Below are 24,120 nucleotides of genomic sequence, written 5' to 3'. Positions count from 1 at the left end.
TAACGGTGTGACGCTTCTCCCGCAAAATAGTGCGGGAGGAGAAGAAAAACTATTTATCAGTATTCACCGGCAACGTAAACCAGAATATGCTGCCGCCCTGCGGACGATTTTCCGCACTCAGTATGCCACCATGACGTTTAATTATTTCGTTACTGATTGTCAGGCCCATTCCCATCCCTTCCGCTTTTGTCGTATAGAATGAGTCAAATATTTTGTCAATAACCTCGGCTGATAAGCCGGTGCCGTTGTCAGCTACCTCAATACGAATAACTTTAGGATCAGGGTTGGATGATGAAAGTCGCAATAACCGCGTCCCCGGATGATCGGCCATCGCTTCAATGGCATTAATGACCAGGTTAAGCAGCACCTGTTGAATCTGTACGCGCTCGCAAAAGACCTCATCACATTCTGCTTTGATATCCAGCTCTAACGAAACGGAGCGGCGCTCCAGTTCCAGACGCGACAAGGTTAAAATATCGCGTGCCAGCAGATGCAATCTGGCGGGTCCATACTCTGCGACGTTATTACGCGTGAGAGACTGCAGACCGCGAATAATTTCGCCGGCCCGCTGCCCTTCGTTGATAATTTCTTCAAGGCTCTGGCTGGCCTTATCCAGCTGGACCGGATCGCGCTTTAACCAGCGCAGGCTGGCGCCCGCATTCGCCACAATCGACATCAGCGGCTGATTGATTTCATGGGCAATAGAAGACGTCAGCTGTCCTACCGTGGTGGCCCGCGCAACGCGTGCGAGCTCTGCCTGCGCAATCCTGACGGCATCCTCAGACTGACGCTGCGCGGTGATATCCGTCAGCGTACCGAAATATTCAGCGACATCCGGCCAGTTTTCCACCGGCTCACCGATGCCCTTGATATAACGGCATTCACCGTCATCACGGATAATGCGGAATTCAGCCTGCATGCTCACGCCATTCGCCACGCTGGTTTCAATCAACGCCTTCAGGCAGAGAATATCGTCCGGATGTACCCGCCGCTGAAACTCCGCCATTGAGGTGCTTACCTGCCCAGCCGGCAGCCCCATGATGCGTTTATATTCGTCCGATATCAGCTGGATATCCGGCGCCAGATGCCAGTGCCAGGTTCCGGTATGACTGATTTTTTCACCGAGCATCAGCGATGTCTGGCTGGCGCGCAGCTGTTTTTCAATTTTCCGACGCTGGATGTTCTCTTCCACCAGCTCGGCATACAACCGTGCGGTTTCCAGTGAAACCGCGGCCTGCGCCCCTAACATCGACACAATTCTTGAGTGCTCAGCGGTGAAGACCTCCGGCATCAGCCGGTTTTCCAGATAGAGCACCCCCACCATTTGTGCCTGACGGAACATCGGCACACACATCACCGCCGCACCGGAGGCAACCAGATAGTTATCCTGACTAAATGGACTGAACACTTCCGGTCTTCCAGTACGAATTTCCTGTCCGGTGCGGATCACCGCCGAGAGAATTGACAGCGGCAGATCGGTCGCAACCGGCAATTCCTTCACGATCTTAACTCTGACACCTTCCACCGTGGAGGACGCTCTGGCCTGTATTTCAGGTACATTGCCGTCAATGAGACGAATCAAAATACAGTGCTGAGCCCCGGCGCGCTCCACCAGCATCATCATCAAAATATGGATCAGCCGATCAAGATTGATTTCTTCGGTTAACGCGCGCATGGCGGTCACCATGCTCTGCACGTCGCTGATCGCCGCGCTTTGCTCAAACGTCACGGTGTTTAATGCGGTTTGTGGATGTTGTGTCGCCAGATGGGGATAGTGCATTTCAAGTTGACGAACTTTTGCCCCCGCGCCCCAGCGATCCCATGCAACAAGGGCGCCCTTAATATAGCCATCGGCGGCGAATGCCATGCCCCGATCACTGGCACAGCGCGCAGCAAGCTCACACGCCAGAGCATTGATATGATGGAACTGACCTTTGCGCGACAGTTCGATGGCGTTTTCATAGTGCTCAAGCGCCGATCCACTCTTATCTTCCAGCCTGAGCAATTCGGCACGCAGCAGCGCCGCTTTATCGGCAAAGGTGCCAGGATTCTCCGATGACCAGGTAATGATCCTTTCAAGATGGCGTTGCAGTTGTTGCCACTGACTGTCATCAACCTCATTCGGTTGCCGCGGTATCGTGAGTGACAGCGCGCTATACAGATGAAAATCCAGCATATGCACATGACCGGGAATAACGTCAGTCAGCGGTGCAGCATCAGCGAACTGGCCGTGGGCAGCGGCATATTCACCGGCAAAAAAATGGGCCATGCCTTTATACAACCGCGCCCAAAACTGCATCAAAAACGGCGGTTCAATGGCATTTTCCGGTTTAACCACGTTTAACGCTGGCACCCTGAAATCATCGCCGGACAACGTCTCGCCGGTAGGTTTACGTAAGAACATCACGTAATCCAACTGCATACCGAGAATCACTTCCACATCGCGATATTGCGCTTTGCGTACATAAACCATGCCGCGCATGATCGACGTATGCACCCCATCAAGATGGTCACCGCGCGCCAGGCAATTCATCGTGAGATGTCGCAGCGCCAAACATGCCGATGTGCGATCGCCGATATCCACCGCGACGTCAAAGGTGGTTTTAGCGCACTCAATGGCGTAACTCAGCGGCATGGTCCACACGCTGACCTGATCCAGCGGCATTAACGTACGCGCTTTGTAGCTGACGAAGTCGTGTTTATACACCAGCTCACGGGCCAGCAGCGCACTGGCAAATCCGCGGCTGTATTCGTCGTACTGATCGCCACACACCACGCCGTACCACGCCAGTGCCAGCGTGGATGCACCGCTGATGCCTTTGTCCATCGTCAGGTGCAGAAGTCTGCACAGGATAATGAACTGTAGCCTTGGGCTGATAAAGGCCGCGAAAGTACTGGCACTGGCCATCAGGTTCATGACGGCTTCGGTTTTGTGGCAGTTCAACCGCGGCAGTGAACGAAAGCGCGTGTAAGGATTTTTCCCTACATCCTCTTTCAGCAGCAGCCTGGCGGCATCGCACTCAGCTTTATCCGGAGAGCGGTTTAAATGAATGCCAAAAACCGCCAGCCAGGCTAAGGCGGTTTCCAATGCCAGTTGGCTGTCAGACTGCCGCATATGAATTTCAGCAATCAGCGTGGCCGCTTCGGCTTTATCTGTTACCGCACCGGGTGTGGCGAGAATCTCTGAACTCAACGCTAACGCGCCCGATAAATTGCCGTTTAAAAATTCACACTCCGCTTGCTCAAACAAAAATACGCCACTCTCCTCCTCGCCTGACAGGGCATTGAGCAATCGGGCGGTTTGCAAGAAACGCAGCGCAGACGCGTAATCCCCCATAATTTTCGCTCGTCGGGTCGCATTCAATAACAGCTGACAGAATGCAGCGGCTTCCGGCATCAAAAGTGTGCGGTTTTTCAGGGTGATGGTGTGGTGTGCGGCACTAAACAGTAGCGTATGCGCGCTATCCTCGCGGGATGCCTGCAGGTAATAGCCGGCGGCGGCGTAGTGAAAATCATCTTTTACTTCAGGCGAGAGCAACGTCAACGCGGCCTCATGCATGCTGTCATGCATAAAGGTGTAGGTGTTCTCTATCAGCGAGACAAGCCGGGCGTCAACGGCGGGTAATAACGTGGAGTGAATGGCAGTCACGGGTGTGCCCAGAATGCCGCCCAATATCTGCAGATCGCCCGTACTGCCGATGCAGGCCAGTCGGCCTAACAGCTGGCCCACCGGAAGAGGCAGCAATTGCAGCTGTTGCAGCACGCTGGCGGCAACGTTAGCGGTGTAATGGCTGTGTTTCAACGCCTGCGGGTTATAGCGCCATTTATGCGATGCAACGTGCGTGATGTGATTATCGCGCACCGCCTGGCGATAAAATTCTCGCGTGGCGAGCGGATTACCGGCGGTTTTTTCATGAATAATTTGCGCAAGCTCTGCCGTCTCCGCGCTGCGGGAGTGAAAAAGCCCGGCCAGCCAGCTGGCAATATTTTTCACCGACAGCGGCTCGGGCGTCACATCCACAATGCGGGTGGCCGCCGCACGAATACGATCAAGACTGGCTGAGATCGTCGGACACGGCAACGAGGCGCGATCGCGGTGAGAAATCACCAGCAATAAGGGAATATCTTCGCTGGAACGCAGCAGATTCTGCAGCAGCTGCAAGGTCGCCTGATCGGCCCAATGCACATCATCAATCAGCAGGATCAGCGGTCGCCCCGGCACCGTAAAGGCTTTCACCAGGCTGCATGCCACCAGGTTCAGACGATTGCGTGCGTCCAGCGAACGCGCATCCGCCTGTACCGTGGCTTTCTGGTTGAGCAAGATGCCCAACTCAGGCACCAGATTGACCGCCAGTCCGGCATAATTACCCAGTTGGCGCGCAATATGTATTTTCCAGCGCGTCAACTCGTCGGCTGGCAGCCCGAGCAGATGCAGCGTCAGCGACCGGAACGCCGAGGTAAAAACCGCGTAAGGCAAAATGGGTGAGTGCTGATCGGCTTTGGTCACCGTTAGCAGCGCATTTTTATCCCGCAGAATTTTTAGCGCCGAGGCAATCAGGGACGATTTTCCTGAACCGGGCACGCCACCGATCGCCACCATGCAGTGTTTACCGCTGCTGCTCACCTCATCAAAAGCCGCCAGCATCTCACTGGCCTGAGCATGATCGCTATACAGTACGTCGGATAACAGTGTCGACGTCGGCATATCCTGTAATCCTAGCACGAAGGATTCCACTAAACCGTCAGGCATCAAATTTGACTCACAGCGCCGGAGATCGGCCAGCACGCCTTCGATCGTTTGATAACGGTGTTCGGGTGATTTAGTCAGCAGCCGTAAAATAATCGATGAGAGCACCAGAGGCACATCTTTGCGCAGCAAATGGGGCGGCAGCGCTTCGGAAGCAATGTGATGATGCACCCATTCAGCCACGCCGCCATCGGCGCTGCCATAGGGCAGCCTGCCGGTCAGCAGCTCATAGAGCACGATGCCGAGGCTGTAGAGATCGCTCACCCGGCTGACAGCGTGCGCGGTGCGCGAGGTATGTTCGGGCGACATGTAGGCCAGCGTTCCACCGGTAATCGATGCACGCAGCGGCTGCTGTGAATCGGTTTCCTTAAACGCCAGGCCAAAGCCACCGAGGAGCACGTCACCTTGGTCGGTGAAGAAAAAATTAGCCGGCTTGATGTCGCCGTGGACCACGCCTTGCTGATGCAGCTTACTGAGTGCGGTGCACAGCAGGACGGCGCAACGGGTCAATTTGTGAATTTTACCCGCAGGCAGGCGCAGATAATCAGCCAGCGTTCGGTAGCTGAAAGCGCCGTAAATCAGGGCGTAGCGCCCATGATATAGCGTGTGTCTGAGGGGTTTTAGCGCCCAACCTTCCGCTAATGAGCTGCGCAGCGCGTACTCATTTTTCAGCAACTGAGTAACCTGAAAATCGGCCTCTTCTGCCGCAGCCGTGGCCAGAATGAAGCACTCATCGGAAATAAGATGTCGGCATTCGAGCCATTCAACCTGCCCTTCCTGAGCAAGAGGCGTGAAAACAATGTCGTCGCTGAGTACCAGCCCCGCGTCATCCGAAATATTTAACGACAGGAAAAGCGTGCTCATTGGCGCGCAGCCTGGGAGGGCAACGCCTGGCGGATATGTTCAAACAGCAGGTCGATATCAATGGGCTTTCGCATAAAGGTTATCGCGCCTAAGTTGATGGCATACCAGAGCATATTTTCATCACCGTTGCCGGAGATGATGATGCCGGGAGGATTCTTAAGATGTTTTACCAGCTCGCGAAACAATTCAAAACCCGACATGCCTTTGAGCTCAACATCAATAATGAACAGCGCAGCATCTTTCAGCGCCATTTCGTCCGCTAATAAAGCCTCAGCCGACTCAAACGCCTGCGTTGCGTAACCTTCCGACTGCAGCAGATTGGTCAGACCACTGCGAACAGTTCGTTCATCATCAACAACGACAATGCGCTGCGACAGCTGCATGCTGTTTTCCTTAATTATTATTCACTCCCTGCGGTGCGTCCTTAGGGGGTTTTGTCACCGGAGGGTGGCGGCGTGCCACTGATTTTTGGGACACATTCGTGACGGAACCAGGCCAGCGTCACCGGTTGACGGTTAATCAGGCGTTTGCACAGCGGGATAATCTGTTCGCCGACCAGCATACCAAACAGTCCCAGCAGCGCAATCACCGGCGGAGCCGGGGAATTGACGTCCATGACGGCATAAATGATGCCGACTAAAATGCCGACGGCGAGGGAAATCGCATAGGTTTTTAGCATCGTTATCCCGCCTGTTTAGGGGTTAGCGTGGCGGGTAGTGACGGCTGCTCGGCGGCAATCAAGCGCTGAGTATTAGGGTGCAGCGCGGCGGAGGCCGTTGGATGCGTCAGTTTGCCGCCCAGCGAACTGCCAATAATCATGCCCAACAATCCTACTAACGCCACGGCGGGCGGAGCCGGCGATCGCACGTTGAGTAAGGCGTAAATCAGGCCGATAAACACGCCCGCAGCCAGAGAAATGAGTAAAGGACTCACAGGTCCTCCTTGCAAAAGAGGCAGGCGAGCCCAAAACGCGCTCGCCTGGAGGACGAATTAGCGAACTGGCGCGGCAACCGGAGCCAGAGTGCGATGCTCACTCTTCTGACGCGAAGGCGCTTTGTGCACCATGGTGTAAGCGTAATCAACACCAATGCCGTAGGCACCTGAGTGCTCTTTAGCGATATCCATCACGGCGTTATAGGTCTCTTTGTGCGCCCAGTCGCGCTGCCACTCCAGCATCACCTGCTGCCAGGTGACGGGAATAACGCCAGCCTGAATCATGCGCTGCATGGCATAGTCGTGGGCTTCTTTGGTGGTGCCGCCTGAAGCGTCCGCCACCATATAGATTTCGTAATCGCCTTCCAGCATGGCGCACAGCGCGAAAGTGTTGTTACACACTTCGGTCCACAGACCCGAAACCACAATTTTCTTTTTACCGTTGGCTGCCAGCGCATCACGCACTTTCTGGTCGTCCCACGAGTTCATGGAAGTACGCTCGAGAATGTCCTGACCTGGGAACACATCCAGCAGCTCCGGGAACGTGTTACCTGAGAAGCTCTCGGTCTCAACGGTGGTCAGCACGGTAGGAATGTTGAAAACTTTAGCGGCTTTAGCCAGCGCTACCACGTTATTTTTCAGGACCTGGCGGTCGATTGACTGCACGCCAAAGGCCATTTGTGGCTGCTGGTCGATAAAAATGATCTGGCAGTTTTGCGGCGTCAGTACTTCAAGTTTGCTCGTCGTCATGATGTTTTGTTCCATTGAGGTGAATGTCTGGACGCAGTGTAAGAACCTTCGGGCAGGCAAACTATTATCTATAGGTATAACTATACGGAGGTATACCTATCCTTTTGTATAACTAGACGCTTTCCCGCGCCCCTGAACATAATCCCTAACACGCAGTTAACCTGCGAAATCGGCAGGACATCTCATTCAGGAGGTTTTATGGTTACGTTAGGTAAAGCAGACATCATTTTGACCAATGGCCGGTTTCATACCGTCGATCGCGGCAATCCGATTGCCGAAGCCGTGGCGATGCGCGAGGGTAAATTTCTCGAAGTAGGCACTCTGGCCGAGGTGATGCAGCATCACTGTGAAGGCACCAAAGTGATTGACCTTAAAGGCCATACTGCCGTGCCCGGCTTGAACGACTCGCACCTTCACCTGATCCGCGGCGGCCTGAATTACAACCTCGAATTGCGCTGGGAAGGCGTGCCCTCCATCGCGGATGCCCTGCGCATGCTGAGAGAACAGGCGCTGCGCACGCCGTCGCCACAGTGGGTGCGCGTAGTGGGCGGCTGGACCGAGTTTCAATTCGCCGAGCGTCGCATGCCTACGCTGGATGAGATCAATGAAGCGGCGCCCGATACGCCAGTATTCATCCTGCATCTGTACGATCGCGCCCTGCTCAACCGCGCCGCGTTAAAGGTGGTGGGTTACACCAAAGACACGCCAAATCCACCGGGCGGCGAGATCCAGCGTGACAGCAATGGCAACCCAACCGGCATGCTGATTGCGCGCCCGAATGCCATGATCCTCTACGCCACACTGGCGAAAGGGCCGAAACTGCCGCTGGAGCAGCAGGTGAACTCCACACGCCAGTTTATGCGCGAGCTAAACCGTCTGGGCCTGACCAGCGCGATTGATGCCGGCGGCGGCTTCCAGAACTATCCCGAAGATTACGAAGTCATTGCTGAGCTGCATGAGAAGAAGCAGATGACGCTGCGTATCGCCTACAACCTGTTTACCCAGCGTCCGGGCCACGAGCTGGAAGATTTCGAAAAATGGACTGATATGCTGACGCCGGGCCAGGGCAGCGACTACTTCCGCCACAACGGCGCCGGTGAAATGCTGGTATTTTCCGCCGCCGATTTTGAAGATTTCCTCGAACCGCGTCCGGATCTGGCGCCAGGCATGGAAGATGAGCTGGAGCGCGTGGTGCGTCATCTGGTGGAGCACCGCTGGCCGTTCCGCCTGCATGCCACTTACGATGAATCGATCAGCCGCATGCTGGATGTGTTTGAAAAAGTGAACCGCGACATTCCGTTCAACGGTCTGCATTGGTTCTTCGACCACGCCGAAACTGTGACGCAGCGTAACCTTGACCGTATCAAAGAGCTGGGCGGTGGCATTGCCGTACAGCATCGCATGGCTTTCCAGGGCGAATACTTTGCCGAGCGTTATGGCATTGAGGCGACCCGCCACACGCCGCCGGTGGCGCGCATGCTGGAGACCGGCGTGCCGGTAGGTTTGGGAACCGATGCGACCCGCGTGGCCAGTTATAACCCGTGGACCGCACTTTACTGGCTGGTTTCCGGACGAACCGTGGGCGGCATGCAGATGTACGACGTTAACGCCCGCCTCGATCGTGATACGGCGCTGATGTTGTGGACGCAAGGCAGCGCCTGGTTCTCCAGCGAGCAAGGCAAAAAAGGCCAGATTAAAATCGGTCAGCTGGCCGACATGGTGGTACTGAGCAAAGACTACTTCAGCGTGCCCGAAGAGGAGATTAAAGGCATTGAGTCCGTGTTGACCATTGTCGACGGTAACATCGTGTATGCCGCAGGATCGTTCAGTTCAGAAGCGCCGCCATCGATTCCAGTGCTGCCGGAATGGTCGCCCGTGGTCAAGGTTCCCGGCCACTATCGCAGTGCGCCGCCCGCTGCAAATACCCGTGTCGGCATGATGCAACACGCGCATCACTGCAGCGGCCCGTGCGGCGTGCATTCCCATTCTCACGAAATTGCGCGCGGTGCTAACCTGCCGGTTTCGGAAGAGAACGCCTTCTGGGGCGCGCTCGGCTGCAGCTGCTTCGCCTTCTAAACCATGAAAAATTCACTCTCTCAGCCGCCTCGCATTGATGCGGGGCTGTTCTTCCTGCGGCTTACCGGCTGCCTGCTACTGCTTCACGTGCATGGCCTGCCGAAAGTGTTTCATTTCAGCGAAGAACTGACGCGTATTGAGGATCCGTTTGGCCTGGGTCCTTACATGAGTCTACTGCCGGCGATATTTGCTGAAGTGGTCTGTCCGCTGTTTATCCTGCTCGGCGTCTTTACCCGACTGGCCTGTCTGCCCATCATCGGTGTGTTACTGGTGGCGATGGTGTTTGTCCATCCCGACTGGAGCATAGCGGAAGGCCAGTTTGGCTGGCTGCTGCTGATCATTTTCACGACGCTGGCGCTCACCGGCGCGGGACGCTGGCGCCTTTTCAGCGCGGGATCATCGGAGGTGGCACGTGGCGCAGGTTAATGATGTTCATGACACGCCTGAGGCGGATTTACCAGCCGTACCGCTGACGGTTTCACCGTGGCAGCCGCTGCGTCAGCGAGTATTCCGTATGCTGTGGATTGCCACCGTGGTGTCCAATGTCGGTTCATGGATGAACGACGTAGGCATCAACTGGACCATGCTGACTCTGAGCGCCGATCCGCTCTCGGTGGCGCTGGTGCAAGCCGCCAGCAGCTTACCGATGTTTCTGTTTGCACTGCCGTCTGGCGTGATGGCGGATATCGTTGATCGCCGTAAATATCTGCTGTTCTCACAGATTTGGGTATTCATTGCCGCAGCCGGCCTGACATGCCTTTCCTTTGCGGGGCTGGTCACACCGCTGGTGCTGTTGATTGCCGCTTTCCTGCTCAGCACCGGCGCGGCGATGAGCTCGCCACCTTTTCAGGCCATCGTGCCGGATTTGGTCAGCAAGGAAGAACTCGGCCCCGCGATTGCGCTCAACTCACTCGGTATCAATATCAGTCGCGCTATCGGCCCGGCGCTCGGTGGCTTGATCCTGTCATTTGCTGGTCCGTGGATGGTGTTTTTGCTCAATGCATTATCGGTACTGGGTGTCTTTATCGTGCTTTACGTTTGGAAAGCGCAGCCCAGTGTGCAGCGCCTACCACCGGAACACTTCTTCCCGGCGGTACGCGCGGGCGTACGTTATGTTCATGCCGCGCCGGTACTGCGCAATGTGCTGGCGCGTACCATCGCCTTCTTTGTGTTTGGCAGTGCTGGCTGGGCATTATTGCCGCTGGTGGCTCGACGTGAACTGGGGCTCGGGCCGGGCGGCTACGGCGTTATGTTGGGTTGCATCGGCATGGGCGCAATTTGCGGCGCACTGCTGTTGCCGCGCCTGCGCAAACGCTTTAATCCGGATCAATTGATGGTGCTCGCCAGCATCATGTTTGCTGCCACTATGCTGGCGCTGGCGTTTATTCGTCACGTCTGGCTGCTCAATGCGTTTGAGTTCTTTACCGGCTTTGCATGGATCGCCGTGCTCTCCACGCTCAACCTTGGTGCGCAACGCAGCGCCGCCAAATGGGTGAAAGCCCGTGCGCTGGCGGTCTATCTGACCGTGTTTTTTGGCTCGATGACGTTAGGCAGCGCCCTGTGGGGACAACTGGCATCAACATTCAGCATTCCCTTCTCACTGTCTGTCGCCACCGTCGGCATGCTGCTGGCCAGCCTGACGGTGCTGCGCTGGCGGCTCGATCAAGATCCGGATCTGAACCTCGATCTCAGTACGGTTAACGATCCCTTGCCCGAACTGCAGATTCGCCACGATCGCGGGCCGGTAATGGTCAGCTATCACTATCAAATCGACCGTAGCGATGCGCATGCTTTTGCGGTCTGCATGCAGGATATGCGTCGTGTCAGACGGCGGGGCGGCGCGCTCAATTGGTCTCTGTATGAAGACATGCTGCAGCCCGGCATTTTTGTCGAGACCTTTGTCGTCGGCTCATGGATGGAACATTTGCGGCAGCGCGAGCGTTACACCATGAACGATCAAAAGATTCAGAACCGGGTGCTGGGTTTCCATCAGGGCACAGACCTTCCGGCAGTACGTTATCTCGTGGCGCCTGAATAAGGCGCTCTCATCAATCAACATCAATAAGGCACAAACATGAGCACATTTAAGACGCAAGATGGTACAGCCATCTATTTCAAAGATTGGGGCACCGGCAAGCCAGTGCTGTTCAGTCACGGTTGGCCGCTCGATGGGGATATGTGGGACAGCCAGCTTAATTTCCTGGCGGAGAAAGGCTACCGCGTAATCGCTTTCGATCGCCGTGGCTTTGGTCGTTCCGATCAACCGTGGGAAGGCTACAACTACGACACCTTTGCCTCTGATATCAATGACCTGATCACCCATCTGGATCTGCAAAACGTGACGCTGGTCGGTTTCTCGATGGGCGGTGGCGATGTCGCGCGCTACATCAACAATTACGGTACCGCCCGCGTGGACAGTTTAGTGCTGTTAGGTGCGGTGACACCGATTTTCGGCAAAGCCGCCGATTATCCAGCAGGCGTCGATTTATCGGTGTTTGAGGGCATTCGTCAGGGCTTACGAAAAGATCGTGCGCAGTTCATCAGTGATTTTGCGACGCCGTTCTACGGCACCAACGCCGGTCAAACGGTTTCACAAGGCGCGCTAACGCAGACATTGAATATTGCCCTGCTGGCCTCGCTGAAAGGCACCATTGATTGTGTTACCGCCTTCTCTGAGACAGATTTCCGTCCAGACATGGCGAAAATCGACGTTCCTACGCTGGTGATTCACGGCAGCAACGACCAGATCGTGCCATTCGAAACCACCGGGAAAGTTGCCGCCGAAATGATCGCCGGGGCGCAGCTGAAAGTGTATGACAATGCCCCTCACGGCTTTGCGGTGACGCATACCGATCAGTTGAATGCGGATTTGCTGGCGTTTCTGCAGTCACTGTAACGGGAATGACCTTGATCGGCCGGTTTGACCGAATGCCAATCCGTTAAGCACGGCTTAAAATTACCCCACGCCGTAGCGGCGCGATTTATCGCACAATGCATTGCGCCGCTACAAGTCGTGCGCTCGGCAAGTTACGTTTTCACCTCTTAGCTCAGTGTGACTGAATACCTATTGCAGCGCGGTGGCGGCGAATTTTTCTAATGCCGCCCCGTCGAGTCGATAACGAACCCACTCATTTAAGGGCAGCGCATCAATACTGAGATAGAACTCTCTGGCCGACTGATCCCAATCTAACGCGCTCCACTCAATACGATTGCACTGGTGATTAACCGCGTGCTGCGCGACATACTGCAGCAGCGCTTTACCTGCGCCCAGTCCGCGAAAATTGGGCGAGAAGTACAAATCTTCCAAATAGAGTCCGCGACGCCCGAGCCATGCCGAGTAGCTACTGGTAATCACGGCATAACCGGCGGTTGAGCCATCAATCTCACACATCAACGCTTCACTATTACTTTCGGGAGTGAATAGCATCTTTCTGATCTCTTCAGCGGTAGCTGATGACTGCTGCAATCCATGCTCATAAACCGACAACTCAGCAATCATGCCGTAGATGGCGTCCGCGTCTTCAGGATTGGCTGGCCGAATCGTTATCTTCATTCATTATTTTCTGACTTAATCATATTGATGCTACCCAGCATAATGGGTATTGTTCGATGAAATAAGTGCAATAAAATCAATGATAGGTGAATTTCATGCATCATGTTCTGCGTCGACTGGACTTGAATCTCCTCCCCGTTTTCGACGCAGTTTTCAGACATCGCTCGGTCAGGCTGGCCGCGATTGAACTCAGTTTGAGTACCTCTGCGCTAAGCCACGCGCTCTCCCGATTACGTGAATTTTTTAACGATCCTCTGTTTTATCGCGAGGGCCACAAAATGTGTCCCAGCGTCTATGCCTGTCAGCTGGCGCCCTATATTGCCGAAACGCTAACCGGGCTAAATCGGCATCTCAGCCCGGTGCAGCCTTTTAATCCCCTAACCAGTGATGTCTGTTTTAGAATTGCGGTAACGGATTACACCGCTTTTTGTGTATTTCCGGGGCTGATGCATGCGCTGACAACGACGGCACCCAACCTGAGTTTTGAACTCTGCCATTTACCGCATAATCCGGCACTGATTGAATTACTCGCCGGTGAAATCGATATGGCGCTAAGTTTTAGCGAGCCGGACGGCATGCATCATCCCGATCTGGAAGAGACCGATTTATTCAGTGATGAATTTATTGTGGTTAGCAATGTGCAACGTTCCAGTCTGAGCCTGGAGGAGTATCTTGCTGCTGGGCATCTGGTCGTTACGCCGTGGAATGAAAAACAGGGATTACTGGATCCCCATCTTGAACAGATAGGTTTTAAACGTCGCATTACCATGAGAACACCATCAATGCTTAGCGCGCCGTTTATTGTCGCAGAAAGCGAACTTCTGATGGCGATCCCCTCATTCGTGGCCGGCAAAATTAAACAGGCCGCAGGGGTGAAAACGTTCAGGCTGCCGTTTCCAGCACCCAGGTTCACGGTGAAAATATATTCACACAAACGAAGCGGTAAACGAGAACCGACCGAATGGATTAAATCCATGATGGCCAGCACGATGAACGAGGCAGAGTACCGCTTTGAGGAGTAATACTGCGGACCCTGTTTTACTGGTCTAAAAATCGGCCGTTATAATCGGATTCAATCTTGTAATGATTGTCGTAACGGCCAAAAAGACGATAGCGATTTAAGGCAATGCGGTCGTAACAATAATTGCTGATAACGTCAGGCATAAACTGCAATACCGCCAGGATTCGCCACGGCCACGGCATACATTGCATGATGCGAAATATCGCCTGCGCGCGCAGCCAATGGTCATGGTCTTTCATCAACACAATGCTACGGATATTGTCATCCGGCAGACCGGCAAAACGTAATAGCGCCTTCCCCTGCTCACTCTGAACCGCCGCAAAACGTATATGGCGCGGAATACGGTGACGAAGTAAAAAAACTACCCACGCGTTGCACAATTTGCATACGCCGTCGTACAACACGACCTGTTCTCCGGGATTGATATACGGGGGAGTTGTCATCACTGGCTCCTTAACCACGCAGAGTGTCCCAGCAAAACAGGACTCACGTTTACGCCGCCTGCCACTCCGCCACCAGCGTATTAATCAATTCAGCGGCCGGCATATCCCGCGCCAGTGCCGCGCCCTGTCCGGCCCACTGCGCGCCAAATCCGTGTTCACCTTTGGCTGCGGCTGCGGCTGCCAGCGCCTTGCCCAGCGCATAGGCCAGCGGATAAGGCGGAATGGTCTCCTGCGCGAAATGACGCGCCAGATGGCAGAAATCGTTCGTTAGACATCTTGCCGATCGGCCGGAAATGGCTGCGATCATTTCGGTCCTGTTCGCCTGCTCGCTTTTTAACGCCTGACGATACGCCGCATTGGCGGCTGATTCCGGACACAAGATAAAAGCCGTTCCCAGCTGCACACCGACCGCACCCAGCTTGAGCATGGCGGCAATGCCCGCGCCATCCATGATGCCGCCCGCTGCGATGACGGGCAGGCGCGACATCTTGCGAATCGCCTGCACCAGCGTAAAGGTGCTGAGCCGCTGATCTTCACCTGCCGGATCGAATACCCCGCGGTGACCGCCCGCCTCAATGCCCTGCGCCACAATACAATCGATGCCTGCGGCTTCAATGGTGCGTGCTTCCGCAACGTTAGTTGCACTTGCCAGGGTAATGATCCCGCGACGTTTCAAGCGCTGCACCACCGCGGCGGACGGCAGACCAAAATGAAAGCTCACTACGGCAGGCGCGGTTTCCAGTAGCACTTCCAGCATTGCGTCGTTATCTAGGAATGTGTGATAAATCTCCGCCAGCGACTCAGGCAGTGCCGCTTGATAGCGGGCAAAAACCGGCTGAAAGCGTTGAATCCACGCCTGTTCCAACCGTGGATTGCGCTGCACCGGCGCGTGACAGAAGACGTTAACGTTGAGGGGTGCGGCGGTCAGGGCGCGGGTTTTACGGATCATGATCGCCGCCTGTTGCGGCGTTGAGGCGCCCACGCTGATCGATCCCAGCGCGCCGCTGTTACTGACCGCCGCCGCCATTTCCGGCGTGGAAACACCCGCCATCGGCGCCTGAATAATCGGATAGACGAGATTCAGCGTTTGACACCACGTTTTGTTCATCATTTACCTGCTTAATTCGCGATGCGTTACCACATTGAAGCCCTCTTCACTCTGCGGCGCAACGAAGTAGCTGCTTATCAGCGCAAACTGCGCATCGGTAGCAGCAAAGTCGTGCTGACCGGCGGCATTGCGCGCCTGCAGCCGCGTTTTGCAAAGCGCATCGGGCACATCGAGGAAATGCAGTTGATGTTCAGCCTCGGCGCTGTTGATCACCGCCTTCATCCACTGACGTTGACCAACGGTGTTGGCGGGGAAATCCAGCACCACCGACACGCCACATTGCAACAGCGAGATGAGATGAGGCGTCATCGCATTGCGCAGCTTACCGGCACAGCGCACGTAATCCGCCACATCCTGCATCTCTTCAGCAAAAAGATGGGCCAGCCACGCATCCTCGCTAACGATTACCGCACCGGTTTCCTGCGCCAGCTGATGGGCCAGCGTTGATTTTCCAGCGGCAATTTTGCCGCACAGCAGATGTAATACAGGACGAGAGGGGGACGCACACGCAGATGGCATAGAACTGCTCCAGATAAGATGACGCCTTACCATGCCGCGATTTTCCTGCACAGTAAAGCAGGCAGCTACACTTAAAACATCTGTCCCTACAACAGGAGAATGCAGATGCATAAAATCGACTTTCCGGTCAGCAAGGCACGGAAATATCTGGAGCCGGGTCCGGTGGTGTTGTTGAGTTCGCAGTTTAAGGATCACCGCGACATCATGACGCTTGGCTGGCACACCATTCTGGAGTTCTCGCCGTCGCTGGTTGGCTGCATGATTGCCGGCGGCAATTACAGTCATGACCTGATCCGCCAGAGCGGCCAATGCGTGATCAACGTGCCCTCGACTCATCTGGTGGATAGCGTGGTGGCGATTGGTAATAGCCACGGCGATCGTCTCGATAAGTTTGATGCCTTTAAACTGACCCCCGAACCGGCAAGCGTGGTCAATGCGCCATTGATTGATGAGTGTTTTGCCAGCTTCGAGTGCCAGCTGTATGACGATTCAATGGTGGATAACTACAACTTCTTTATCTTTGAGATCGTCAAAGCGCATGTAGCGGAAACGCCGGAGTTTCCGCCGACGCTGCACTACACTGGCGAAGGACGCTTTAGCGTGATGAGCAATGTGTTGCTCGACAAGCGCGGCGACTTTAAGCCAGAAATGTTAATTTAACTGCTTGAATTGAAATGGGCTTGCCCCCACTTTGATCCTTTCGTCCTGACAGGAGTAATTATAATGGCAACCGAATATGCGGTGATCGCGGGTGGCTGTTTCTGGTGTACCGAAGCAGTGTTTAAAGATGTGATTGGCGTGGAGTCAGTCGAGAGCGGTTATACCGGCGGCGCGCGCCCGAATCCCACCTATGAGCAGGTGTGCAGCGGCGCGACCGGCCATGCCGAAGCGATTCGCGTGGGTTTCGATCCGGCGCAGGTGAGCTACGGCGATCTGCTGGATATCAGCTTTGCCACGCACGATCCTACCCAGCTTAACCGCCAGGGCAATGATATTGGCACCCAATACCGTTCGGCGATTTTCCCGGCGAACCCTGAGCAGGAAGCTGAAGCCATTGCCGCCATTGCACGCGCGCAGGAAGGCTTGAGCGATCCGGTGGTGACCACCATCGAGCCGTTGAAAGAGTGGTATGCGGCGGAAGGTTATCATCAGGATTATTGGGAAGGCGCAGGCCAGCGCAACGGTTACTGCATGGCGGTAATTCCACCAAAACTGCAGAAGCTGCGTAAGAGTTTTGCGAATCGCGTCAAATCAAGTTAATTCCGTAGCGTAGGGTCGCCATTCATGGCGACCAGGTGCGCATAAATGCGCACCCTACGAATTTAATGCACATACCGTAGCGGCGCGATTCATCGCGCAATACATTGCGCCGCTCCCCTCTATGCGCGCGCAGGAAGATCCTCGCATGACGCCTTTTTGGCGACCTTGCCTCTTTTATCCGTCATAATACTCGCCCTCTTCTCATCCGAGAGCGATCATGTCTTCTCCACAGCAAGGAATCGCGGCGCGCAAGCAGCCGATGAAGCTCAATACGCTGGTCACTTTGATGCTCAGCGCAGTGATTGTGCTGGTGCTGCTCAGCGTACATATGTTCTATTTCTTCCAGATTGGCGCTGCGACCCGCGCGCAGCTGGAAGATAAAGCGATGGCCGTGGCGCGCACGCTGGCCGATTCACCGGAAATACAGCGCGCGCTGGCGTTTCCGCCGGACGGCACACGTATTCAGCCGATCGCCAAAGCGGTTGAAGAGACCAATAACCTGCTGTTCATTACCGTCACCAACATGGACGGCATTCGCTATTCGCATCGCAATCCCGAGCTGATCGGCAAACACTTTATCGGTGATGACCTTGAGCCTGCGCTGCGCGGCCATGAAAACGTTTCGGTGAATAAAGGATCGCTGGCAAAAGCGCTGCGCGTCTTCACCCCAGTTTATAACGATCAGCATCAGCAGATTGGCGTGGTGGCGATTGGCATCTCGCTGGATGCCGTTTCGGTGCAGATCAATGAGAGCCGCTGGAGCATCCTGTGGACCATTTTTATTGGCACGCTGGCGGGCGCCATCGGCACCTTTGTGTTGGTGCGCGTGCTGAAACGCATTCTGTTCGGCCTCGAACCTTATGAAATTTCCACCCTATTTGAACAGCGCCAGGCGATTCTCAACTCGCTGAAAGAGGGCGTAGTGGCGATGGACGAACAGGCGCAGGTGACATTGGTGAATCAGGCCGCGCGGTCGTTGCTTAACGAGTCGATGGGCACCATCAGCGGCGAGCGCATCTACGATGCGTCGGTGATTCATGATCATCTGCGCGATGTACTGCACAGCGGACGCGCGCGCCGTGATGAAGAGCTGAATGTGAATGGCCGCGTATTGCTGAGTAACACTGTACCGGTGCGCAGTCAGGGACGGATTATCGGCGCGGTCTGCACCTTCAGGGATAAGACGGAAATCAGTCAACTGATGCAGCGTCTGACGGGCATGGTAAACTACGTCGATGCGCTGCGTGAGCGCTCACACGAATTTATGAACAAGCTGCATGTGATCCTTGGCCTGCTGCACATGAAAAACTACACGCAGGTGGAAAGCTACATTCTCAAGACGGCCAATAATTACCAGACAGAGATTGGTTTTCTGCTCGACAAGATTAAGTCGCCGGTCATTGCCGGTTTCTTGCTGAGTAAAATCAATCGTGCGTCAGATTGTGGCCATCGCCTGACCATCAGCGATGCCAGCTTCCTACCCGATAGCGGCAATGAGCAGCAGATGGCGGCGCTGATCACGGTGATCGGTAATTTGATTGAGAATGCACTGGATGCCATGAGCGAGCAGGTTGAAGGCGAGATTCACGTGATGTTGCACTATCAAAACGGCTGGCTGACCTGTGAAGTGAGTGACGATGGTCCGGGCATTGAAGCCGATCGCCTTAGCACCATTTTTGAAAAAGGCTTCTCCACCAAAGGTGAAAACCGCGGTGTCGGGCTGTTTCTGCTGCAGCAGCAAACCGAGAATCTCGGTGGCAGTGTAAGTGTAGAATCAGAGCCCGGCGTGTTTACCCAATTTTTAGTCCAACTTCCCTGGGATGGAGGAAACCAATCCGCATGATCAATGTGTTAGTGGTCGATGATGACGCCATGGTCGCCGAGCTTAATCGCGCGTATATCGGCCAAATTCAGGGCTTTCACTGTTGTGGCACCGCCTCAACCTTGAAGCAGGCGAAAGAGATCCTGTTTAACAGCGATACCGTGGTCGACCTGGTATTGCTGGATATCTATATGCAGCAGGAGAATGGCCTCGATCTGTTACCGGAGTTGCGAACGGCGCAGAGCGCGGTGGACGTGATCATCATTTCGTCGGCGGCCGATGCGGAGAATATCAAAACCTCGCTGCACTACGGCGTGGTGGATTACCTGATCAAACCGTTCCAGTTCCCGCGTTTTGAAGAGGCGCTCACCGGCTGGCGGCAGAAGAAATCGCTGATGGACAATCAGCATTACTATCAGCAATCGGATGTCGATCTGCTGATCCACGGCAGCCCGGCGACGCAACACGATAATAAGCGCCTGCCGAAAGGCTTAACGCCGCAAACGCTGCGTACGCTGTGTCAGTGGATTGACGCGCATCCGGGTCACGAGTTCTCCACTGATGAGCTGGCGGCTGAAGTGAATATTTCGCGCGTATCCTGCCGTAAATACCTGATTTGGCTGGCACAGATTAATATTCTGTTCACCAGTATTCACTATGGCGCCACCGGGCGTCCGGTGTACCGCTATCGTTTGCAGCCGGAATACCATTCGCTGCTGCAGCAATATTGTCAGTAACGCAGCTGCCAATTGAAATCGAGCTGCTGGAAGTGGAAGTGATGCGGCGAGGAGCAGATAATCTGCCGGTCGCGCGTGACAAAAACCGCGTCGATGTCGGGCTGGTCAGCGAGCGTCGCCAGCCCTTGCTCGACGCCCATGCCATAAAGCAACGTGGTGTAGATATCGCCATCAATCGAGCGATCGGAAATCACTGTCACACTCAGCAGTTCGTTATCAAGAGGATAGCCTGTTTGCGGATCAAAAATATGGTGCCAACAGCGATCGTCCAACTCGAAGTAGCGCTCATAAATCCCCGACGTCACCACTGATTTTCCCTGCACCTGCAGCACGCCTAACAGTTCATCATCGCCACCAAACGGCTTTTTCAGGCCGATACCCCAACCTTGCGGCTCATGCGGCGGCGAGCCCAGCGTTTGCACGTTACCCCCCAAATTAATCAGCGCCTGCTGTACGCCCTGCTGACGTAAAAACGCCTGTACGCGATCGGCGATATAACCTTTGGCGATGGCACCAAGATCGATCTCCATGCCCGACTGTTGCAAAAACACCGAGCGCTCAGCGGGATTGAGTACCACCTGATGCGGGTCGGTTAGCGCCAGCAGTGCGGCGATCTCCTGCGCGGGCGGCACGGCGCGACCGTGAAAACCGATTTTCCAGCGCTTCACCACCGGGCCGATGGTGAAATTAAACGCGCTGTCCGGCAGCAAACTCACTGCGTGCGCCACGCTGATCAAGGCAAACACCGGTTCGCTAACGATCACCGGATGACGGCCTGCGGCGTGGTTGATCGACATCACTTCGGATTCGGCGCGGTTGACGGTGAACAGGTTTTCTTGCTGTTTAATCAGTTGAAATACGTGGCGGGCAAGCGTGGGATTGTCATCAAACAATTTGAGCAGAATGGGCGAACCCATGAGTACGGCAGAGTAAGAAAAGACGCCAGCGGTCATTGCATGCCTCTAATGAAAACGATGCCCGCACAAGGCGGGCATCTTTACAACTTAGTGTCCTAGCGCCAGTTTAGCGGCATTGTGACCGGCTTTGATACCAAAGATGATGATATCGGCCACCGCGTTACCGCCGATGCGGTTCGCGCCGTGGATACCGCCCACCACTTCACCTGCCGCCCAGGCGCCTGGAATCACCGCTTTCTGCGCATCCAGCACCGCGGTATCGGTGTTGATTGTCACGCCGCCCATGGTGTGGTGCACGCCCGGTGCGATGCGAATCGCAAAGTACGGACCTTTGTTCAGCGGGTGACGTAGCGCGGTTTTACGACCGAAGTCTTCGTCATCCTGCTTCGCCACAAACTCATTGTAACGACCGAGCGTGGTTTGCAGCGCTTCCTGATCCATATTGAGTTTCACTGCCAGCTCGTGCGGCGTCGGTGCGCTGATCACGAAACCTTTGGCGATATACTCATCAGCCGCTTTGTTATTGGCGCGTACCTGCTCATCAAACACGATCCACGCACTTTTCTCTGGCAGCGCGATGATCTCAGCGGAAACTTTGTCACGGGTTTCCATTTCATTGTAGAAACGCTGGCCCGCCTGACTGACCAAAATGGCCCCGCCACCGCGCATCGCTTCGGAAATCAGGTACGACGTGGTTTGCTCAACCGTTGGGTGAATCTGGATTTCGCCCATATCGACAGTATCCGCACCGATGTGCTGCAACATCGCGATGCCGCTGCCGGTGGCACCTTTATGGTTGGTGGTCACGAAGCCGTCCAGCTCAGGACGATATTTCACCACCATCTCGCGGTTAGCACTGAAACCGCCGGTGGCGACAATCACGCTTTTAGCGTTAATGATGCGGCTATCGTTGTACTCATCGACCACTTTCACGCCGCTGACCGCACCGTTTTCCACCAGAATTTCTGCCACCGAGGTTTCCAGCAGCACTTCGATATTGCGCTGATTAACGTTCTTCACCAGGCCGCTGATCAGGAAGCCGCCGACTGCAGAACGATCTTCCGGACGGTGCGTACGATCGATGCTCATGCCGCCGGTGATAGTGATGTCACACAGCTCGATCTCTTTCGCCGCCAGCCATTCAATCGCTTCAGGTGCCTGCTCAACAAACTCGCGTAGCAGCACCGGATTGTTTTTGAATTTTCCGCCCTTCAGCGTCTCTTCGTAGAACAGTTCTTTACTGTCTTCAATGCCTTTCAGCTTCTGATAACGGGTTTCTGCCGCGTTCATGCCAACCGACGCTTTGATGGTGTTACCGCCGATGGTTGGCATCTTCTCGATGATCACCACGCGGGCGCCATCATCATGTGCCTGAATCGCCGCCGCCAGACCGGCACCGCCGGTTCCTACTACCACCACATCATAATTCACCGGTGCGTTCGGGTTACCGCCCTCTTCAATCACATACTCTTTGCTTGAGGTGGTCATGGCACGCGATACCGCTTTTTTCAGCGCTTCACTCTGCGTGGTGGCGCCGGTAATGGCATCGACATGCGGACTGTTCGCCACCAGAATGCGCTCACGCAGGCTTTCAAAGGTGCTGGTGAAGTCGACGTCAAGGCTCGGATCCGGCACCAGCGAGATGTCGGTAATACGGTCGGTGTCGAGCGTCACGTTAATTTTCAGCTTCAGCGCTTCGGCTTCCACTTTCGCCTGATAGACGCCGGCTTTGTATTTACGGCCGGTATCGCTGACGTCGCGGATCATCGCATCCACCAGCGAGAAGCGCCACAGTGGTTCCGGGATGGTCAGCTCTTCGCGCTTGGTGCTGTCGATATACAGCTCCATGTGCTGATTCTTGATAACGCGATCGGTCCAGTCCGGATAGGCGATGCAGGCTTTACCCACGGCAACCAGATCGAAACCGTGCTCTAGCGCGTTCTCGGCATCTTCTTTATTCACGATGCCGCCAACGCCAATAACCGGTACTTTCGCCAGGTTGGGTGAGCGTTGCGCCAGATATTTGGTGATCAGCGGCGTTGGGTCTTTGGTGTCGACAATCGACGGACGCAGCAACTGGCCGACAGAGAAGTGAACGTAATCCAGACCGCGTTCCGCCAGTTTTTCCAGCAGATACAGCGTGTCGTCCCAGCGGATGCCCGGTACTTCCAGCTCTTCCGGTGAGAAGCGATAACCGATGATAAAGTCTGCCGCGGCGAAGCGGTCAGCCATTTTGTGGGTGATCTCCAACACTTCGAGTGGGAAGCGGGCGCGATTGTCGCGGCTGCCGCCCCATTTATCGTCACGCTGGTTAGAGTTTGGCGAGTAGAACTGCTGGATCAAATAGGTATTCGCACCGTGGATCTCTACGCCGTCAAAGCCGGCTTTAATCGCACGGTTCACTGCGTCACCAAACTTGGTGATCATCACGTCCACTTCTTCTGCAGTCAGCGCTTGTGGCGTGGTTGCACCTTCACGCGGTGCGGCAATGGCGCTGGGCGCAACCGGCGTTTTACCGCCGATCAGCGCGGGTTCCACCATGCGGCCGCCATGATAAATCTGCAGAACGGCTTTAGAACCTTGTGATTTGATGGCATGGGCGATTTTCGCCAGGCCGGGGATTTTGTTATCGCTATCAATACCGAGCGCGCCAGGGAATGCAGGGCCGCGATTATCGACAAAGCAGCATTCAACAATAACGGTGCCGATGCTACCGGCACGGACGCGATAATATTCGACAAGGTCACTGGTGACACCGCCATCGTAATAGCCGGTACAGGTGGTCATGGGGGCCATAACCAAACGGTTTTTAAGCACCGCACCTTTCGGCAATGTCAGCGGATTAAGAATCGGGGTGAGCGTATTCATGATGAGCAACTCCAGAATTAAGAAATTTTGTATTCAATTCTTTGGCAGTTCGGAGGAATTTTATATTTATTTGAGTGGTCCGACTTCATGCCATAAATATACCATTTAATTTACTTACATAACCTTATTCGTTAGTTATATAAGTTTTACGCATGAAAATAATATTTGATGCTAATTGCTGAAAGCTGCGTTCCGCTAAGTTTTAACCAAGACTTGACAAAAATCAACTTTTTCCTTACATTTAAAACAAAACCAGTCTTATCATAAAGATAAATCACCGCCCTTCTCTGTTTTTTGCTTGATTTGTTGCGTTTCGTTTGCCTTGCACAGTTAATTTTCACCTTATGGTTCATTTATTAACAGGCGCATGCTTAAAGCAAAAAAACCACCGATAAATTTTATTGATCTGGATCAAAATAGATATTTTAATTAATCGCATCATATTCACATTCAATAGATAATTCGCGTATCGAATTTTGAAATCAGCGATTTATTAAAACTC

20 protein-coding genes are annotated in these 24,120 nt (G+C 54.6%); 9 read left to right on the top strand and 11 right to left on the bottom strand.

The window, feature by feature from the left end; all coding sequences use genetic code 11:
* Positions 1–49 precede the first annotated feature (49 nt).
* From ACRQ84_RS03910 to ACRQ84_RS03890, 5 genes are read right to left on the bottom strand one after another with little or no spacing between them, the layout of a single operon-like run.
* Positions 50–5,611: an ATP-binding sensor histidine kinase gene (locus ACRQ84_RS03910; RefSeq protein WP_483817223.1), complete on the bottom strand. Its 5,562-nt coding sequence runs from the start codon at positions 5,609–5,611 to the stop codon at positions 50–52.
* Entirely contained in the window at positions 5,608–5,994 is a 387-nt protein-coding gene (locus tag ACRQ84_RS03905) for a response regulator (RefSeq protein ID WP_064740963.1), read from the bottom strand. Before ACRQ84_RS03905 ends, ACRQ84_RS03910 begins: the two co-directional genes overlap by 4 nt.
* A gap of 41 nt (positions 5,995–6,035) precedes the next feature.
* The gene (locus ACRQ84_RS03900; protein WP_064740962.1) at positions 6,036–6,290 is read right to left on the bottom strand and encodes a XapX domain-containing protein; all 255 of its coding nucleotides are present in this window, start codon (positions 6,288–6,290) and stop codon (positions 6,036–6,038) included.
* Positions 6,291–6,292: 2 nt separating this feature from the next.
* On the bottom strand, positions 6,293–6,544 hold the full coding sequence (locus ACRQ84_RS03895) for a DUF1427 family protein (protein ID WP_483817222.1): 252 nt from the start codon (positions 6,542–6,544) through the stop codon (positions 6,293–6,295).
* A gap of 57 nt (positions 6,545–6,601) precedes the next feature.
* Complete coding sequence (locus ACRQ84_RS03890; protein WP_064740960.1) at positions 6,602–7,294, bottom strand: hydrolase; 693 nt, start codon at positions 7,292–7,294, stop codon at positions 6,602–6,604.
* Positions 7,295–7,492: 198 nt separating this feature from the next.
* Between ACRQ84_RS03890 and ACRQ84_RS03885 the strand changes: the two genes are divergently transcribed.
* Genes ACRQ84_RS03885 through ACRQ84_RS03870 form a run of 4 tightly spaced genes read left to right on the top strand, consistent with a single transcriptional unit; the run spans position 7,493 to position 12,266 of the window.
* Positions 7,493–9,370, top strand: a complete 1,878-nt coding sequence (locus ACRQ84_RS03885; RefSeq protein WP_064740959.1) for an amidohydrolase — start codon at positions 7,493–7,495, stop codon at positions 9,368–9,370.
* Positions 9,371–9,373: 3 nt separating this feature from the next.
* Positions 9,374–9,796, top strand: coding sequence for a DoxX family protein (locus tag ACRQ84_RS03880; RefSeq protein WP_483817221.1), 423 nt, complete (start codon positions 9,374–9,376; stop codon positions 9,794–9,796).
* Entirely contained in the window at positions 9,783–11,408 is a 1,626-nt protein-coding gene (locus ACRQ84_RS03875) for an MFS transporter (RefSeq protein ID WP_064740957.1), read from the top strand. Before ACRQ84_RS03880 ends, ACRQ84_RS03875 begins: the two co-directional genes overlap by 14 nt.
* Positions 11,409–11,444: 36 nt before the next feature.
* On the top strand, positions 11,445–12,266 hold the full coding sequence (locus tag ACRQ84_RS03870; RefSeq protein WP_483817220.1) for an alpha/beta fold hydrolase: 822 nt from the start codon (positions 11,445–11,447) through the stop codon (positions 12,264–12,266).
* Between the two features lie 168 nt (positions 12,267–12,434).
* On the opposite strand, the gene ACRQ84_RS03865 is transcribed toward ACRQ84_RS03870, so the two are convergent.
* Positions 12,435–12,923, bottom strand: coding sequence for a GNAT family N-acetyltransferase (locus ACRQ84_RS03865; protein ID WP_064740955.1), 489 nt, complete (start codon positions 12,921–12,923; stop codon positions 12,435–12,437).
* Positions 12,924–13,018: 95 nt separating this feature from the next.
* Here ACRQ84_RS03865 and ACRQ84_RS03860 point away from each other — a divergent pair, with 95 nt between their 5' ends.
* A complete protein-coding gene (locus ACRQ84_RS03860; protein WP_483817219.1) occupies positions 13,019–13,945 on the top strand; it encodes a LysR family transcriptional regulator in 927 nt (308 codons plus the stop codon).
* A gap of 16 nt (positions 13,946–13,961) precedes the next feature.
* On the opposite strand, the gene ACRQ84_RS03855 is transcribed toward ACRQ84_RS03860, so the two are convergent.
* Genes ACRQ84_RS03855 through ACRQ84_RS03845 form a run of 3 tightly spaced genes read right to left on the bottom strand, consistent with a single transcriptional unit; the run spans position 13,962 to position 16,014 of the window.
* Entirely contained in the window at positions 13,962–14,387 is a 426-nt protein-coding gene (locus ACRQ84_RS03855) for a thiol-disulfide oxidoreductase DCC family protein (protein WP_064740953.1), read from the bottom strand.
* A 49-nt stretch (positions 14,388–14,436) separates the two neighbouring features.
* Positions 14,437–15,495 (bottom strand): NAD(P)H-dependent flavin oxidoreductase, encoded by a 1,059-nt coding sequence (locus ACRQ84_RS03850; RefSeq protein WP_483817880.1) that lies wholly within the window; start codon positions 15,493–15,495, stop codon positions 14,437–14,439.
* Positions 15,496–15,498: 3 nt separating this feature from the next.
* Complete coding sequence (locus ACRQ84_RS03845; protein WP_064740952.1) at positions 15,499–16,014, bottom strand: P-loop nucleotide/nucleoside kinase family protein; 516 nt, start codon at positions 16,012–16,014, stop codon at positions 15,499–15,501.
* 105 nt (positions 16,015–16,119) lie between these two features.
* Between ACRQ84_RS03845 and ACRQ84_RS03840 the strand changes: the two genes are divergently transcribed.
* The 4 genes from ACRQ84_RS03840 to dcuR all read left to right on the top strand — a co-directional run bounded on the left by ACRQ84_RS03840 (position 16,120) and on the right by dcuR (position 19,833).
* Positions 16,120–16,674 carry a flavin reductase family protein gene (locus ACRQ84_RS03840; RefSeq protein WP_483817218.1) on the top strand — a complete coding sequence of 185 codons (555 nt, stop codon included), beginning with the start codon at positions 16,120–16,122 and terminating at the stop codon, positions 16,672–16,674.
* 63 nt (positions 16,675–16,737) lie between these two features.
* Complete coding sequence (gene msrA / locus ACRQ84_RS03835) at positions 16,738–17,274, top strand: peptide-methionine (S)-S-oxide reductase MsrA (protein ID WP_007891162.1); 537 nt, start codon at positions 16,738–16,740, stop codon at positions 17,272–17,274.
* 217 nt (positions 17,275–17,491) lie between these two features.
* Entirely contained in the window at positions 17,492–19,117 is a 1,626-nt protein-coding gene (locus tag ACRQ84_RS03830; protein WP_064740950.1) for a sensor histidine kinase, read from the top strand.
* Positions 19,114–19,833 (top strand): two-component system response regulator DcuR, encoded by a 720-nt coding sequence (dcuR, locus tag ACRQ84_RS03825; protein WP_483817217.1) that lies wholly within the window; start codon positions 19,114–19,116, stop codon positions 19,831–19,833. The genes ACRQ84_RS03830 and dcuR overlap by 4 nt, the downstream gene beginning before the upstream one ends.
* Here dcuR and ACRQ84_RS03820 read toward each other — a convergent pair.
* Together ACRQ84_RS03820 and ACRQ84_RS03815 are read right to left on the bottom strand one after the other, a co-directional pair.
* Complete coding sequence (locus tag ACRQ84_RS03820) at positions 19,827–20,786, bottom strand: FAD:protein FMN transferase (protein ID WP_483817216.1); 960 nt, start codon at positions 20,784–20,786, stop codon at positions 19,827–19,829. The two genes, dcuR and ACRQ84_RS03820, sit on opposite strands and share 7 nt — an antisense overlap.
* 51 nt (positions 20,787–20,837) lie before the next feature.
* The gene (locus ACRQ84_RS03815; protein ID WP_064740947.1) at positions 20,838–23,618 is read right to left on the bottom strand and encodes a flavocytochrome c; all 2,781 of its coding nucleotides are present in this window, start codon (positions 23,616–23,618) and stop codon (positions 20,838–20,840) included.
* Positions 23,619–24,120: the final 502 nt, after the last annotated feature.

Source organism: Pantoea sp. E2023-21 (genome assembly GCF_051302795.1).
Lineage (GTDB): Bacteria > Pseudomonadota > Gammaproteobacteria > Enterobacterales > Enterobacteriaceae > Pantoea > Pantoea ludwigii_A.
This window is presented reverse-complemented; position numbering and strand designations above follow the sequence as displayed.

Bases quoted from the DNA above. Each gene is read 5' to 3' on its own strand.
- ACRQ84_RS03910 (WP_483817223.1), bottom strand. From the start codon at position 5,611: ATGAGCACGCTTTTCCTGTCGTTAAATATTTCGGATGACGCGGGGCTG.
- ACRQ84_RS03905 (WP_064740963.1), bottom strand. From the start codon at position 5,994: ATGCAGCTGTCGCAGCGCATTGTCGTTGTTGATGATGAACGAACTGTT.
- ACRQ84_RS03900 (WP_064740962.1), bottom strand. From the start codon at position 6,290: ATGCTAAAAACCTATGCGATTTCCCTCGCCGTCGGCATTTTAGTCGGC.
- ACRQ84_RS03890 (WP_064740960.1), bottom strand. From the start codon at position 7,294: ATGACGACGAGCAAACTTGAAGTACTGACGCCGCAAAACTGCCAGATC.
- ACRQ84_RS03885 (WP_064740959.1), top strand. From the start codon at position 7,493: ATGGTTACGTTAGGTAAAGCAGACATCATTTTGACCAATGGCCGGTTT.
- ACRQ84_RS03880 (WP_483817221.1), top strand. From the start codon at position 9,374: ATGAAAAATTCACTCTCTCAGCCGCCTCGCATTGATGCGGGGCTGTTC.
- ACRQ84_RS03870 (WP_483817220.1), top strand. From the start codon at position 11,445: ATGAGCACATTTAAGACGCAAGATGGTACAGCCATCTATTTCAAAGAT.
- ACRQ84_RS03865 (WP_064740955.1), bottom strand. From the start codon at position 12,923: ATGAAGATAACGATTCGGCCAGCCAATCCTGAAGACGCGGACGCCATC.
- ACRQ84_RS03860 (WP_483817219.1), top strand. From the start codon at position 13,019: ATGCATCATGTTCTGCGTCGACTGGACTTGAATCTCCTCCCCGTTTTC.
- ACRQ84_RS03855 (WP_064740953.1), bottom strand. From the start codon at position 14,387: ATGACAACTCCCCCGTATATCAATCCCGGAGAACAGGTCGTGTTGTAC.
- ACRQ84_RS03850 (WP_483817880.1), bottom strand. From the start codon at position 15,495: ATGAACAAAACGTGGTGTCAAACGCTGAATCTCGTCTATCCGATTATT.
- ACRQ84_RS03845 (WP_064740952.1), bottom strand. From the start codon at position 16,014: ATGCCATCTGCGTGTGCGTCCCCCTCTCGTCCTGTATTACATCTGCTG.
- ACRQ84_RS03840 (WP_483817218.1), top strand. From the start codon at position 16,120: ATGCATAAAATCGACTTTCCGGTCAGCAAGGCACGGAAATATCTGGAG.
- msrA (WP_007891162.1), top strand. From the start codon at position 16,738: ATGGCAACCGAATATGCGGTGATCGCGGGTGGCTGTTTCTGGTGTACC.
- ACRQ84_RS03830 (WP_064740950.1), top strand. From the start codon at position 17,492: ATGTCTTCTCCACAGCAAGGAATCGCGGCGCGCAAGCAGCCGATGAAG.
- dcuR (WP_483817217.1), top strand. From the start codon at position 19,114: ATGATCAATGTGTTAGTGGTCGATGATGACGCCATGGTCGCCGAGCTT.
- ACRQ84_RS03820 (WP_483817216.1), bottom strand. From the start codon at position 20,786: ATGACCGCTGGCGTCTTTTCTTACTCTGCCGTACTCATGGGTTCGCCC.
- ACRQ84_RS03815 (WP_064740947.1), bottom strand. From the start codon at position 23,618: ATGAATACGCTCACCCCGATTCTTAATCCGCTGACATTGCCGAAAGGT.